The sequence below is a fragment of the Rhodococcus sp. H29-C3 genome, assembly GCF_030063405.1.
Lineage (GTDB): Bacteria > Actinomycetota > Actinomycetes > Mycobacteriales > Mycobacteriaceae > Rhodococcoides.
Genome location: NZ_JASITC010000001.1, coordinates 472,524 through 485,121, shown reverse-complemented (window position 1 = coordinate 485,121; position 12,598 = coordinate 472,524). Strand labels below are relative to the sequence as shown.

The following is a 12,598-nucleotide window of genomic DNA, read 5'->3' as shown; positions in this document are numbered from 1 at the left end:
CCGATGACGCGGTCCGCAGCGTAGAAGACTCCGCAGCGTAGAAGACAAGGAAGTCATGACCACCATCGGTACGGCCGTCTCCCTCACCCTCGACAAACTCGGTCCGCGTTTCGGCGCCGAAATAATCGGACTCGATATCGCCTCGGCTTCCGACACCGAGGTGCTGGCGGTCCGGCAGGCACTCGTCGAGCACAAAGTTCTCGTAGTGCGCGGACAATCGCTCGACGACTCGGCTCAGATCGACTTCGGTCGTAGGCTCGGCGAGTTGACCGCGGGGCACCCGGTCCACCACAGCGGTGACGTCGCAGAAGAGGTCTATGCCCTCGACAGTCAGGACAACGGGTTCTCCGACGTCTGGCATACGGACGTGACGTTCATGGCTCGTCCGCCGATGGGTTCGATTCTGCGATCCGTCGTACTACCTCCGCACGGCGGTGACACCAATTGGGCCGACAGTCAGCTTGCCTACGAATCGCTCTCGGCGCCCGTGAGGCAGATGATCGATCAGTTGACTGCGGTCCATGACGGTAACCGCGAGTTCGGTTACTACCTCGCGCAGAACCGCGGCGGCAAGGGCAATATCTGGGACGGCGAGGAGGTGACGGCGCTGGTACCCGTCGAGCATCCGGTAGTTCGGGTCCATCCCGAGACCGGCCGTAAAGGCATCTTCGTCAATCCGGGATTCACCTCCCACATCGTCGGTGTGTCCGAGGCCGAGAGTCGCGGAATTCTCGACTTTCTCTATGCGCACCTCACTAAGCCCGAGCATGTGGTCCGCCACCGCTGGCGTCTCGGCGACGTCGTGTTGTGGGACAACCGCAGCACCTCGCACTATGCAAATCGCGACTACGGCACCGAGCGTCGAGTGATGCACCGAATCACCCTGCGCGGTGACATTCCGATCGGCCCCGCAACAGGACAACCCCGGCCGAACCTCGGTGCGTAAAGACAAGGAAGATTGTTCGTATGGCGTCGTGGCGTGAACGAAGACAACAGTGGGCCGATTCTCGTGAGGAAGCGCAGAACAACGCCTCCGAGGCGGCAAGCGAGGCAGACGGGCGCCGTCCGGCGTCGGCGTGGCCGTTCCTGCTGGCAACCGGGATAGTGGTTGCGATTCTTGCTGCTATTTTTCTATCCGCCAAGTTTGCGCCTGCCGAGGAGAACATCACCCAGGCCCAGTTGATGACGGACAGCATCACCGATTTCGTCGACGCGCAGAACACCGGCGATGCCGAGCTGCTGCGATCGGCGACGTGTTCGGACCAGGTTGCGAAGCTCATCAACGGCACTGACGACCAGTACCGATCCGACCGGGCCGAATACGTTCAGGAGAACGGCAAGATCACGGTCGACGGCGTACCTACCGACTACCAGGTCAACGGTGACCGAGGCGTCGCCACGGTGCCGACGAAGGAATTGAAGTCCGGAGCCACGGCCGACGATCAGTGGAAGTTCGTTCGCTCCGGCGATCAATGGCTGGTGTGCAACGTATGAGAGATGTCGAATCCATCGAATATGGAAGGCTTGACCCGTGACTTATGCAGGTGACATAACCCCTCGAGCCGCCTGGGAGCTGCTTCGCAGCGATCCCGATGCAGTGTTGGTGGATGTGCGTACCCACGCGGAATGGCAATATGTCGGCGTGCCGGACACCTCGACGATCGAGCGGCCGACGCATCTCATCGAGTGGGTCGGCTACCCGGATGGTGCGCGCAACGAGCACTTCCTCGAACAATTGAAAGAATCCGGTGTCGACGGCTCCCGTCCGGTGGTGTTCCTGTGTCGATCCGGGCAGCGATCCATCGGGGCTGCTATCGCCGCAACTGCTGCCGGTATCGGCCCGTCGTACAACGTTCTCGACGGGTTCGAGGGCGCAACCGACGCCGAAGGCCATCGCGGCGCGACAGGGTGGCGTGCGGCAGGCTTGCCTTGGAGGCAGTCGTGAGCGAGACGGGGAATCGGATGAGTGGCGGGCAGGGCTCGAGTATCCCGAAGGGGGGCGGCTTCGAGAAGCCGTTGCCCACGGGTGTCGGTCAGGGAACTTTGGGGGTCCGCGGTGGTTTGATGCGCTCGGGCTTCGACGAGAACTCCGAGGCGCTGTACCTGTCCTCCGGATTCGTCTATGAAAGTGCCGGTGCAGCCGAGCAGGCATTCACGGGCGAGATCGATCATTTCGTCTACTCGCGCTACGGCAACCCGACCGTGAAGATGTTCGAGGAGCGACTGCGGCTGATCGAGGGCGCTGAGGCGTGCTTCGGTACTTCGAGCGGGATGTCGGCAGTGTTCACCGCGCTCGGAGCATTGTTGAAAGCAGGCGACCGACTGGTAGCGGCGCGCAGTCTGTTCGGATCGTGCTTCGTGGTGTGCAACGAAATTCTGCCGCGATGGGGCGTGGAGACCGTCTTCGTCGACGGCGAGGACAACGATCAGTGGGCAGAGGCGCTGTCGGTTCCGACCACTGCCGTGTTCTTCGAGACGCCGTCGAACCCGATGCAGTCGCTCGTCGATGTCGTGCGAGTGTCCGAGCTTGCGCACGCCGCAGGCGCAACTGTGGTGTTGGACAACGTCTTTGCGACTCCGCTGTTGCAGAAGAGCCTTGATCTGGGTGCCGACGTCGTGGTCTACTCGGGCACAAAACACATCGACGGCCAGGGCCGAGTTCTCGGCGGCGCGATCCTCGGGTCTGTCGAGTACATAGACGGACCGGTGAAGACGCTGATGCGCCACACCGGCCCTGCACTGAGTCCGTTCAATGCATGGACTCTGCTCAAGGGGCTCGAGACGATGCCGGTGCGAGTGCGGCACTCGACGCAGGCTGCGCTGGAGATCGCGCGGTTCCTCGAAGGGCATTCGGCGGTGTCGTGGGTCAAGTACCCCTACCTCGAATCGCACCCTCAGTACGAACTGGCGAAGTCCCAGATGAGCGGTGGCGGCACCGTCATCACGTTCGAGCTCGACGCGGCAGAGGGCGAGGGGAAGAAACGAGCATTCGAATTCCTCGACGCGCTACGAATCGTCGACATCTCGAACAATCTCGGCGACGCGAAATCGCTCATCACTCATCCGGCGACGACCACTCACCGCGCTATGGGCCCTGAAGGTCGTGCCTCGGTTGGTATTACCGACGGCGTGGTGCGTATCTCGATCGGGCTGGAAGACACCGTGGACCTAATCGCAGATCTGGAGCAGGCGCTGCGCTAGCTGCTCTTCGACACGTCACTGTCGGTTCGGCTAGAGGCCCAGGGCAGCGAGAATCGTCCGGAACTTTGCAGTCGTTTCGGCAAGTTCGGCGTCGGGATCGGATGCTTCGACGATCCCGCCGCCGGCTGTTGCGACGGCCGAGAGCCCGCCTGCTGCAAGCTCGAGCCCTCTGATCGCGACCATCCATTCGCCGTTTCCAGCGCCGTCCGTCCAGCCGACTGTTCCGGCGTAGAAGCCGCGTTTTCCTTCTATGCGCGCGATCGCCTCCATGGCCGCTGCGCGGGGAACACCGGCGACGGCGGCAGTCGGATGCAGGGCGAGTGCTACCTCGAGTGCGGTTGTTGTTTCGTCTCGGAGAACTCCGGTGATCGGCGTACTGAGATGCCATAGCTGCGGAGTGCTGCTGAGCTGCGGCAGTTCTGGGATATCGAGGTCTGAGCAGAGCGGCTCCAACGCCGCTCGAATCTCCTCGACCACGAAACGGTGTTCGGCGTGGTCTTTCGTACTCGCCTGCAATTGTGCTGCGATCTCCGCGTCCAACCGGGGATCTTCGCTACGCGCTGCGGTGCCGGCGAACGGGTGACAGGTGACCGTGGTGCCGTGGCGTCGTACCAGCAGTTCTGGGCTGGAACCGACCAAATATTTTCCCGAGTAGTCACCGCCGGCCGCGGACAGGTCGGCGGCGAAACCGTTGCCGAGTCGGTCTGCACGCACCAACGCGTCGAGAAGCGAGAGTGGGGGGATCGGTCCGTCCGCGTGCAGCTGCAGTGACCGAGCCAGCACCACTTTCTGGGCGGCGCCCGCTCGCAACGTATCCACGAGCGCCCGTACCCGCTCGACGTGCACCGCCGAGGAAGGGATCTGCCCACCGATGTGCACGCTCGGCAGTGGAACCACGGTCCCCGATGGCTGCCACGGACCCTGCCGCCGGGTCAGTTCGAGCGGCTCGACCAGTGCCGCTGGGTCGGCGACATCGAACGGTAGCGCCCCGACGACGGAGTACCCGGCGCGCACAGCGTCGACAGCGTCCTGGATGGACGAATAGCAACGATCGGTTCCCCTGGCTTCGACGTTGTAGTCGCTGCGGGACAACACGAACCTGCCACTGTTCAGGTCGGCGGAATGGTCCGGGGTAGCTCGGTTCATCAGAAGGGAGTCTGGGTGCGACCGACCAGATCTGCCACCGAGTTGATGACTTTGGTCGGGCGGAACGGGTACTGCTCCACCGATGCCGCGGTCGAAATACCGGTCAACACCAGGATGGTCTGCAGCCCCGCTTCGAGTCCGGACACGATGTCGGTGTCCATGCGGTCGCCGATCATGAGGGTGCTCTCGGAATGGCCGCCGATCTTTCGGAGCGCGGACCTCATCATCAGCGCATTCGGCTTACCCACGTAATAGGGCTCTTTCCCGGTTGCTTTGGTGATGAGTGCGGCGACGGATCCGGTGGCGGGCAGCGAACCGTCGCGAGAGGGGCCCGTGGCGTCGGGATTGGTCGCGATGAAGCGTGCGCCCTTCTCGACCAGGCGGATTGCCGTAGTGATCGCTTCGAAGGAGTAGGTCCGGGTTTCACCGAGCACCACATAATCGGGATTGGAGTCGGTGAGGACGTAACCGATGTCGTGCAGTGCCGTCGTCAGGCCCGATTCGCCGACGACGTACGCACTTCCACCCGGTCGCTGATTCCCCAGAAAGTTCGCGGTGGCCAGCGCGGAAGTCCAGATTGCCTTCTCCGGAATGTCCAGTCCGGTTCTTTCGAGACGGGCCCGCAGATCCCGGGGAGTTCGGATCGAATTGTTCGTCAGCACGACGAACGGGATCTCGTTCGACTGCAATTCGGCAACGAAGACGTCGGCACCGGGAATGAGATGGTCCTCGTGCACGAGGACACCGTCCATGTCCATCAAATAGGTCCAACGCTGCCGTTCCTCTGGTGAGCTCACGTCACCATTGTGCGCTACCAGGCTGTGCGAGGACCTGCTGAGCGTCAGTTTCGCGCGGTAGCGGGCTCGGATGGCTCGGCGCCCGACTCGACCTTTGTCGAAGTAGTCGGACTCTGGAATCGCGGGATGAAGATGCAGAGTACGAAGGCCAGAATGGAAGCCCCTGCTGCGATTGCCATCGTCACATGGAAGGCGGCTTCGGAGGGGACGTCGACCGCCCCGGTGTCGATGGTCATCTGCGCAAGGATGACCCCTGCCACTGCACTGGCGAAAGATGTTCCGAGCGAGCGCATCAGCGTGTTGAAGCTGTTGGCTGCACCGGTTTCCGAGGCGGGAACGACGCCCATGATGAGCGCGGGCATTGCGCCGTACGCGAGACCGATTCCGGCGCCGATGATGATCGAAATGACGACCAGAAGCCACACCGAGCCGAGTGTGGCGGCGCCGACCAGGTAACCGACGGCAATGACGAGTGCCCCCAACATCAGGGTGACTTTCGGGCCTCTCGTTGTGGTGATGTGTGCGGAGATCGGTGCGACGAGCATCATGACCAATCCAGATGGGGCCATCACAAGGCCCGCAGCGAGGATCGACTGTCCCAGCCCGTACCCCGTCTCAGTCGGCAACTGAAGAACCTGGGGAAAGACCAAGCTCATCGCGAAGAACGCGAATCCGACGAAAATCGACGCGAGGTTGGTGAAGAGCACCTGCCGACCGACGGCGACGCGAAGGTCGACCAGCGGCTCTGCGGTGCGGAGCTCCCACCATCCCCAGAATGCGAATGCGGCAAGCGAGACCATCAGCATTCCCAGCGTCAGAGCGCTGGTCCATCCCCAACTCGAACCTTTGGATATCGCCAGGAGCAAGGTGATGAGCGCAGCCGACAGGGACGCCGCTCCGGCAAAGTCGAAGCGTCCACCGGAACGAACTTTGGATTCGGGGACGACTGCGACGACCAGGCCGGTGACGAAGACCCCTAGAGCGGCGGCCGCCCAAAACAAGTAGTGCCAGCTGGCGTACTCGGCGATCAGTGAGGCCGCAGGAATCCCGAGGGCACCGCCGACGCCGAGCGAGGCGCTCATCAGAGCCACCGAACTTGCGAGCTTCTTGGCAGGGAGGACATCGCGCATGACGCTGATTCCGAGTGGGATCACGCCGGCTGCGAAACCCTGCAAAGCCCGGCCGACGACGAGTGGCACCACGGTCGCGCTCAGCGCGCCGATGACCGATCCGACGACGAGCAGGGCCAGGCCGAGGAGAAGTATCCTGCGCTTGCCGTACATGTCGCCGAGTCGGCCCATCATGGGGACCGCTACAGCTCCCGCGAGCAACGTCGCGGTGATCACCCATGCAGTGTTCGTCGCAGAGGTGTCCAGCAGCGTAGGGAGTTGGGGAATCAGCGGAATGACCAAGGTTTGCATGAGTGCGACGACGACGCCCGCGAATGCCAGGACCGCGACTATCGGACCCGTGCCGGCGCCTTTCGCGGAATCAGAGACCGCGGGCGCGGTGCCGGCCGAGCGTGGGGACATCGTGCCTCCGCGGCATATAGGTAATAGAACAAAAATTTCTAAATCAGTTGACTGACCGAAGTTAATTCACATGACTCAATCCGTCAATCCGGGACTTCGGAGACCGCAGGTGAATTCACCGCGCCGATAGCCGAAATTCCGGCTCTCCGAGGCATCGGAACCGGCCACCCGTCCGATGTGCACAGGTGGTTGTCAGGGGTAATGGCGGTGGGGTGGGACCATCATCGGTATGCAGGCAACGAAGTGAGCACACGGGTATGGGCGCTGTTGGCGGCTGCCATCACCACCGAGGTCGCGGCGTCCCTGTCGTTGAAGGCAGCACTCGATGCCCCAGCCTGGTATGCGGTGGTGGTGGCCGGATACGGCGCATCGTTCGTACTGCTGTCGATGATCCTCCGGACCGGAGCGCCTATCGGCAAGACCTACGGCATCTGGGCGGCAGCTGGAATCGCGTTGACCGCGATACTCGGCACTGCCGTATTCAGTGAACCCTTGACCGTCACCATGGTCGCCGGCATCGTCCTCGTCATCGGGGGAGTGGTTCTCGTCGAAGTCGGCTCAGGACGTGCAGCACACAAGGTCGACCTCTGATGTGGTGGTTGTTGGCAGGTGCGATCGTCACCGAAGTTGCCGCGACGCTGTCACTACGAGCGTCGGAAGGCGGGCGAGTGAAGGTGTGGCTCATCCCGGTTGTGCTGGGATACGTCGCCGCATTCGTGCTGCTGTCCCTGACCCTCTCCGCGGGAATGGCCATCGGCGTCGCGTACGGAGTCTGGGCCGCAAGCGGGGTTGCGCTGACGGCCATTGCCGGACGGTTGCTGTTCAAGGAACCTCTCACCTGGATCATGACGGCTGGAATTGCGCTCATCATCGGTGGCGTCCTACTGATCGAAGTCGGATCGGCTGCACACTGATCCGAACCGTTGACGCGCGCATGAGGCAGTGATGAAGTTGTGGACGTGCCATTCTTCGACGGGGTATCGGGTCCGATTTACTACCGACAGTGGGCTGCGGAGGTCCCACGGGTGTCGGTGGTGTTTTTGCACGGGTACGGCGAGCATTCCGGCCTGTACCACCGTCTCGCGGACTCATTGAGTTCGGACGGAGTCGAGTTCTGGGCGCTCGATCATCTCGGTCACGGACTCTCGCCTGGCGATCGCGGAAATTTCGGCTCACTTCGTGAAATAAGCGACGACGCAACGACACTGACTTGGCTTGCCCGAGTCTGACACTGCGGGAGATCGCCGGGGCTCGCCACGACGTCCACAACGAGACCGGGCATCGGCGGACCGCAGCGTCGATCGCGAATTTCGTACTCGAACAAACGGAACCGACCGAAGAGGAGGACCGGGCATGGCTCGGTTGACCATCACCGACTCCCAACGCGCCGCACTGGCCGACGCAGCCTCTTTCCCGCTGCTCGACGCCATAGCCGGGCGCCGCTCCCGCAGATTTCCCCTCGGTGGAGAGATTCCCGACGGCCCGTTGGCGTACAAGAGTTCTCATCCCGTGACACCTCTGTCCGAGGTCGAGCGGGCGCTGGTGCTCTCGGTGGTCGGCGGGGTGACGGGATGGCACTACGGGATCACCCGGCACGGGGGATATGCGCCGAAGTTTCCCAACTATTCGGGTTCTGCTGTTGGACGGACGTTTCCGTCGGCAGCAGGCTTCCACACGAGCCAATTGTTCTTCACCGACGATTCCGGAACGTACATTCTGCCCACTCGAGACCATCCGCCGTTGGAAGGCGAATTCGATCTGGAGAACTGGCTGAACCACACCGTCGATCATTACGTCCGGCTCTCCGACACCAGGCTCGAGATTCCCCGCGAGGAGCCGTACATAGAAGGCCACAACACCTGGATCGCGAACCATCCAGGTAGCCTTCTCGCCTTTCCGGTCGCGGACCTGTCGGAACACTTGATCGCGAACCTGTCGTTCTTCGCAGCCAACGGATACGTCGTATTCGACGACGTCAACGACCGCCCGATCCCAGGACTCGAGTCGTTCTCGCACCTGGCTCATTACGAAGATCCGGTTCCGCTGTCGTTCGTCGAGCAGTACACGCTCACCGAGGCGAGCGCGGAGCTGGCGACGGCCACACACAACGGCGTACTGCTGCTCCAAGCGCTCGGCCTGGGTGGATGGATGTTCGACGGGCTCGACCGGCTGTCGGTACTGGGCGGATCCGGCGATCCGCGCGCGCCTGGCCTGGGCTTTCGAGCCGATTCCGATCCGCGTTGGCCATTCCCGAACGCCACGGGCCTGGCCGGCTACTTCGAGACGCTGTCCCCGCCACACGTGTCGACCGTCGCAGACGGCGTCGCGCGGTACATCGACCGAAAGTACGGCCCCGGTGGTCCCTTCCATCCGGACACCCCCGGGCCGTGGGCCGACGCCCCGACAGTGCGGTCGGCAGCGCTGCCTGCCGAGGCCGTGCAGGAACTCGTGACGGCGGAAGCGTCGTACATCTACGATACGTTCGGGAAGCTGCCCGGCACGGTTCCCACCGTGCAGGTACTGATGTATCTGCAGGCTCAGAACATCGACTTGGACTTCTACGACACACACTTCGTCCCTGGGGCGTATCTGCGGACGCATGCCGAACACGCAAAGCGATGGAAGTCATGACCGCTGTCGATGGCCGAATCCGGAAAGTCCCCGAGGACGCATCACTGGGTGTGCGTCCTCGGGGATATCCAGGTCCAAGTCAGATCATTCGAGCTTGAAGCCGACCTTGATCAGGACCTGGAAGTGAGCGATTGCGCCGTCCTCGATATGTCCACGCGTCTCCACGACCTCGAACCAATCGAGATGGTTCAACGTGGAGTTCGCGCGGGAGATGGCCTTGCGAATGGCGTCGTCGGAACTTTCCGTCGAGGTTCCGACGATCTCGGTCATGCGGTAGATGTTGTCGCTCATGTTCTCTCGTTTCGCTAGGCAACACGTCCTGAACCCATGTTCTCCGATGCCCGACGGTTCCAAACCAAAACCGCCGATTACGTTCCGGCGCGATAAGGAGTTTCTCGGCTTTCGGGATGGAGACTGCCCGTCGAAACGTTGCACCGTCGTAGCACCAGGAGAAAGGGCGAACGAGTGAGTTCACAGGAAGTAGAGGAGACGCAGAGCGTGCACTCTCTCGACGATCCGGTAGTCGCGTCGCTGCGCGGAAAGCACCGCCGGTTCGCCCAGACGCTGGGACGCGTCTCGCGATTCGACCCCGAGGTCGCGCCGTTCCTCGGACACCCGTCGCCGATGGAGGAGCAGGACTGGAAGGACATCCGGACGCTGTTCGGGCCTCACGCCGTCGTATCGCTTCGAGGTACCGGGCACACCCTTCCCGACGGCTGGGAGCTGATCGACAAGTTCGGGATCGTGCAGCTCGACGGCAGTGGCCTCGAGACCCGTCCGTTGCCGGGAGCTGTCCGGCTCGGTGTCGGCGACGTCCCCGACATGGAAGACCTCATCGCCCGTACGCAGCCCGGCCCGTTCCTACCGCGGACGTACGAGCTCGGCACCTACCTGGGCATCCGCGAAAACGGCGCGTTGGTCGCCATGGCAGGCGAACGGATGCATCCACCGGGATGGACCGAAATAAGCGCGGTCTGTACGGATCCGGCATATCGCGGACGAGGGCTTGCTACCCAGCTCGTCCGCGCAGTCGGGCACGGCATCCGCGAGCGCGGCGAGACACCGTTTCTGCACGCGTCGGCGGCGAACGTCGGCGCAATCAGGCTGTATCTGTCGATCGGGTTCGTCCTCCGAGAGGAATCTTTGCTGACCTTGGCGCGCACGCCTGCCTAGAGTTCGAACACAAGGTGACTGGGGCACGATGGGGGGCATGACCCAACCCGACCGCCCGGACGAGCGCTTCACCCTGGCCAGCGAACGCACCTTCCTCGCGTGGATGCGCACAGCTCTCGGCTTGCTCGCCGGCGGCATCGCCGTCGTACATCTGGTTCCCGATTTCAGTACCGGATGGGTGCGGACCGGTCTCGGCTTGACGCTGATCCTGATGGGCGGAGCCGCAGCCTTCGTCGGCTTGCGACGCTGGATGCAGGTCAAGCATGCCCTCGATCGAGGAGCGCCGATGCCCGAGGCGACAGAGTTGTGGATTTTCTCCGTCGGAATCGGAGCCATCGCAATCCTCGCCGCAGTCGTCACCGTGCTCGGTATCACTTAGGAGAAGGACCGGTGTGGTCGTCGCCACGGCGGGAAGGGCACAATCGAGGCATTAGTGACATTTAACGAAGGAGTAGCGCGTGGCACAGGCTCTGAAGCTCGGATACAAGGCGTCGGCCGAGCAGTTCGGCCCACGAGATCTCGTCGAACTCGGTGTTCTCGCCGAGGCACACGGCATGGACTCGGCGACAGTCAGCGACCACTTCCAGCCGTGGCGCCACGAAGGCGGACACGCACCGTTCTCGTTGGCATGGATGACCGCGGTCGGCGAACGAACCAAGACCATCCAGCTCGGCACCTCGGTGCTGACGCCGACATTCCGCTACAACCCGTCGGTCATCGCACAGGCATTCGCGACCATGGGCTGCCTCTACCCGGGACGCATCATGCTCGGTGTCGGTACCGGCGAAGCGCTCAACGAGATCGCAACCGGATACAAGGGCGAGTGGCCGGACTTCAAAGAACGGTTCGCGCGGCTGCGTGAATCGGTGCGCCTGATGCGTGAACTGTGGCTCGGTGACCGCGTCGACTTCGAAGGCGACTACTACTCCACCAAGGGTGCATCGATCTACGACGTCCCCGACGGCGGAATCCCGGTCTACATCGCGGCAGGCGGACCCGTCGTAGCGCGATATGCAGGACGAGCGGGCGACGGCTTCATCTGTACCTCGGGTAAGGGCATGGAGCTCTACACCGACAAGCTGCTCCCGGCCGTCGAGGAAGGCGCAGGCAAAGCCGAGCGCGACGCAGGCGAGATCGACAAGATGATCGAAATCAAGATTTCCTACGACACCGATCACGAGCTGGCGTTGGAGAACTGCCGGTTCTGGGCGCCGCTGTCACTGACCCCGGAGCAGAAGCACTCGATCGAAGATCCGATCGAGATGGAGAAGGCCGCCGACGAACTGCCGATCGAGCAGGTCGCGAAGCGCTGGATCGTCGCCTCCGACCCGGACGACGCAGTCGAACAGGTCAAGCAGTACACCGACGCAGGCCTCAATCACTTGGTCTTCCATGCGCCCGGACACGATCAGAAGCGGTTCCTCGAACTGTTCGAAAAGGATCTGGCGCCGAGGCTTCGCAAGCTGGGCTGACCGTCCGCCGCTTGAATGTGCACTGCTTGAATGTGCGCTTCAAGCTATCTGATCGTATGAATGGACCATTCAAGCGGTGGGTGGGGCTCACCGGTCAGGAAGCAGCGTCAGCCGACAACGCAAACATCCGCATATCGCGGTCGGTCCGGGTCTGGTACTCGCTGTAGGCCCGGGCGATCTCGGCGAACGCGGCGTAGATCCGAACTTTCTCGGCGCCGGTGACCGGTGTTGCTGTCACCGGGATCCGCTGGCCGCCGATAGCAACGGTGGCGCGAGGTTCTTTCAGAAGGTTCGACGTCCAGGCCGGGTGATGTTCTTGGCCGAAGTTGCTGCCGACAACGAAGAGTCGATCGTCTTCCCGGTAGTACAGCAGTGGGCTGCTTCGAATCTTGCCGGACTTGCAGCCGGTCGTGGACAGTAATACGACGGGTGCGGCGATGGGCCCGAGGATCGTGAACCTGCCGTCGGTGCGTTCGAGGAGCCGGCGGTCCACCCCGGCGAGGTGTCGGATGACCCACGACCCCGGTTTCGTTGCCGCGAATGCAATGGCGGGCTTGCGGATCATACTGCTCTCGCTGCCCCAGCGGACGTCTGGGAATGGTGATTCGGTCATAACCCATGATGCCCGTTGCGGGTAAGAGTGTGT

At 62.8% G+C, this 12,598-nt stretch carries 16 protein-coding genes; 11 read left to right on the top strand and 5 right to left on the bottom strand.

Annotation, left to right across the window (positions count from 1 at the left end; translation table 11 throughout):
- Positions 1–55: 55 nt before the first annotated feature.
- The 4 genes from QMK32_RS02405 to QMK32_RS02390 are packed head-to-tail and all read left to right on the top strand — an operon-like array spanning position 56 to position 3,201.
- Positions 56–946 carry a TauD/TfdA dioxygenase family protein gene (locus tag QMK32_RS02405; RefSeq protein ID WP_283472753.1) on the top strand — a complete coding sequence of 297 codons (891 nt, stop codon included), beginning with the start codon at positions 56–58 and terminating at the stop codon, positions 944–946.
- A 20-nt stretch (positions 947–966) separates the two neighbouring features.
- On the top strand, positions 967–1,494 hold the full coding sequence (locus tag QMK32_RS02400) for an Rv0361 family membrane protein (RefSeq protein WP_283472751.1): 528 nt from the start codon (positions 967–969) through the stop codon (positions 1,492–1,494).
- 37 nt (positions 1,495–1,531) lie between these two features.
- Positions 1,532–1,945: a rhodanese-like domain-containing protein gene (locus QMK32_RS02395; RefSeq protein ID WP_283472749.1), complete on the top strand. Its 414-nt coding sequence runs from the start codon at positions 1,532–1,534 to the stop codon at positions 1,943–1,945.
- A 17-nt stretch (positions 1,946–1,962) separates the two neighbouring features.
- Complete coding sequence (locus tag QMK32_RS02390; protein ID WP_283473155.1) at positions 1,963–3,201, top strand: O-succinylhomoserine sulfhydrylase; 1,239 nt, start codon at positions 1,963–1,965, stop codon at positions 3,199–3,201.
- Positions 3,202–3,231: 30 nt separating this feature from the next.
- Here QMK32_RS02390 and QMK32_RS02385 read toward each other — a convergent pair whose 3' ends face one another.
- The 3 genes from QMK32_RS02385 to QMK32_RS02375 all read right to left on the bottom strand — a co-directional run bounded on the left by QMK32_RS02385 (position 3,232) and on the right by QMK32_RS02375 (position 6,676).
- Positions 3,232–4,347 carry an isochorismate synthase gene (locus tag QMK32_RS02385; RefSeq protein WP_283472747.1) on the bottom strand — a complete coding sequence of 372 codons (1,116 nt, stop codon included), beginning with the start codon at positions 4,345–4,347 and terminating at the stop codon, positions 3,232–3,234.
- Positions 4,347–5,105, bottom strand: coding sequence for an HAD-IIA family hydrolase (locus QMK32_RS02380; RefSeq protein ID WP_283473154.1), 759 nt, complete (start codon positions 5,103–5,105; stop codon positions 4,347–4,349). The genes QMK32_RS02385 and QMK32_RS02380 overlap by 1 nt, the downstream gene beginning before the upstream one ends.
- Positions 5,106–5,188: 83 nt before the next feature.
- A complete protein-coding gene (locus QMK32_RS02375; RefSeq protein ID WP_283472745.1) occupies positions 5,189–6,676 on the bottom strand; it encodes an MFS transporter in 1,488 nt (495 codons plus the stop codon).
- A gap of 243 nt (positions 6,677–6,919) precedes the next feature.
- On the opposite strand from QMK32_RS02375, the gene QMK32_RS02370 reads away from it, so the two are divergent.
- From QMK32_RS02370 to QMK32_RS02355, 4 genes are all read left to right on the top strand, one after another.
- Positions 6,920–7,267, top strand: a complete 348-nt coding sequence (locus QMK32_RS02370) for a DMT family transporter (protein WP_283472743.1) — start codon at positions 6,920–6,922, stop codon at positions 7,265–7,267.
- Positions 7,267–7,590 carry a DMT family transporter gene (locus tag QMK32_RS02365; RefSeq protein ID WP_283472742.1) on the top strand — a complete coding sequence of 108 codons (324 nt, stop codon included), beginning with the start codon at positions 7,267–7,269 and terminating at the stop codon, positions 7,588–7,590. The genes QMK32_RS02370 and QMK32_RS02365 overlap by 1 nt, the downstream gene beginning before the upstream one ends.
- A gap of 39 nt (positions 7,591–7,629) precedes the next feature.
- A complete protein-coding gene (locus QMK32_RS02360; RefSeq protein ID WP_283472739.1) occupies positions 7,630–7,905 on the top strand; it encodes an alpha/beta fold hydrolase in 276 nt (91 codons plus the stop codon).
- A gap of 124 nt (positions 7,906–8,029) precedes the next feature.
- Positions 8,030–9,307 (top strand): hypothetical protein, encoded by a 1,278-nt coding sequence (locus tag QMK32_RS02355; RefSeq protein ID WP_283472737.1) that lies wholly within the window; start codon positions 8,030–8,032, stop codon positions 9,305–9,307.
- 84 nt (positions 9,308–9,391) lie between these two features.
- Here QMK32_RS02355 and QMK32_RS02350 read toward each other — a convergent pair whose 3' ends face one another.
- Entirely contained in the window at positions 9,392–9,598 is a 207-nt protein-coding gene (locus tag QMK32_RS02350) for a dodecin (protein ID WP_283472736.1), read from the bottom strand.
- A 174-nt stretch (positions 9,599–9,772) separates the two neighbouring features.
- Between QMK32_RS02350 and QMK32_RS02345 the strand changes: the two genes are divergently transcribed.
- From QMK32_RS02345 to fgd, 3 genes are all read left to right on the top strand, one after another.
- Positions 9,773–10,480 carry a GNAT family N-acetyltransferase gene (locus QMK32_RS02345; protein ID WP_283472735.1) on the top strand — a complete coding sequence of 236 codons (708 nt, stop codon included), beginning with the start codon at positions 9,773–9,775 and terminating at the stop codon, positions 10,478–10,480.
- Positions 10,481–10,517: 37 nt separating this feature from the next.
- Positions 10,518–10,859, top strand: a complete 342-nt coding sequence (locus QMK32_RS02340) for a YidH family protein (RefSeq protein ID WP_283472734.1) — start codon at positions 10,518–10,520, stop codon at positions 10,857–10,859.
- 79 nt (positions 10,860–10,938) lie between these two features.
- On the top strand, positions 10,939–11,952 hold the full coding sequence (gene fgd, locus QMK32_RS02335) for a glucose-6-phosphate dehydrogenase (coenzyme-F420) (RefSeq protein ID WP_269304591.1): 1,014 nt from the start codon (positions 10,939–10,941) through the stop codon (positions 11,950–11,952).
- A gap of 94 nt (positions 11,953–12,046) precedes the next feature.
- Here the strand turns inward: fgd and QMK32_RS02330 are convergent, their stop codons facing one another.
- The gene (locus QMK32_RS02330; RefSeq protein WP_283472733.1) at positions 12,047–12,565 is read right to left on the bottom strand and encodes a nitroreductase family deazaflavin-dependent oxidoreductase; all 519 of its coding nucleotides are present in this window, start codon (positions 12,563–12,565) and stop codon (positions 12,047–12,049) included.
- Positions 12,566–12,598: the final 33 nt, after the last annotated feature.

Excerpts from the sequence above, each read along its gene's own strand:
- QMK32_RS02405 (WP_283472753.1), top strand. The coding sequence starts at position 56 with ATGACCACCATCGGTACGGCCGTCTCCCTCACCCTCGACAAACTCGGT.
- QMK32_RS02400 (WP_283472751.1), top strand. The coding sequence starts at position 967 with ATGGCGTCGTGGCGTGAACGAAGACAACAGTGGGCCGATTCTCGTGAG.
- QMK32_RS02390 (WP_283473155.1), top strand. The coding sequence starts at position 1,963 with ATGAGTGGCGGGCAGGGCTCGAGTATCCCGAAGGGGGGCGGCTTCGAG.
- QMK32_RS02385 (WP_283472747.1), bottom strand. The coding sequence starts at position 4,347 with ATGAACCGAGCTACCCCGGACCATTCCGCCGACCTGAACAGTGGCAGG.
- QMK32_RS02380 (WP_283473154.1), bottom strand. The coding sequence starts at position 5,105 with ATGGACATGGACGGTGTCCTCGTGCACGAGGACCATCTCATTCCCGGT.
- QMK32_RS02375 (WP_283472745.1), bottom strand. The coding sequence starts at position 6,676 with ATGTCCCCACGCTCGGCCGGCACCGCGCCCGCGGTCTCTGATTCCGCG.
- QMK32_RS02365 (WP_283472742.1), top strand. The coding sequence starts at position 7,267 with ATGTGGTGGTTGTTGGCAGGTGCGATCGTCACCGAAGTTGCCGCGACG.
- QMK32_RS02355 (WP_283472737.1), top strand. The coding sequence starts at position 8,030 with ATGGCTCGGTTGACCATCACCGACTCCCAACGCGCCGCACTGGCCGAC.
- QMK32_RS02350 (WP_283472736.1), bottom strand. The coding sequence starts at position 9,598 with ATGAGCGACAACATCTACCGCATGACCGAGATCGTCGGAACCTCGACG.
- QMK32_RS02340 (WP_283472734.1), top strand. The coding sequence starts at position 10,518 with ATGACCCAACCCGACCGCCCGGACGAGCGCTTCACCCTGGCCAGCGAA.
- QMK32_RS02330 (WP_283472733.1), bottom strand. The coding sequence starts at position 12,565 with ATGACCGAATCACCATTCCCAGACGTCCGCTGGGGCAGCGAGAGCAGT.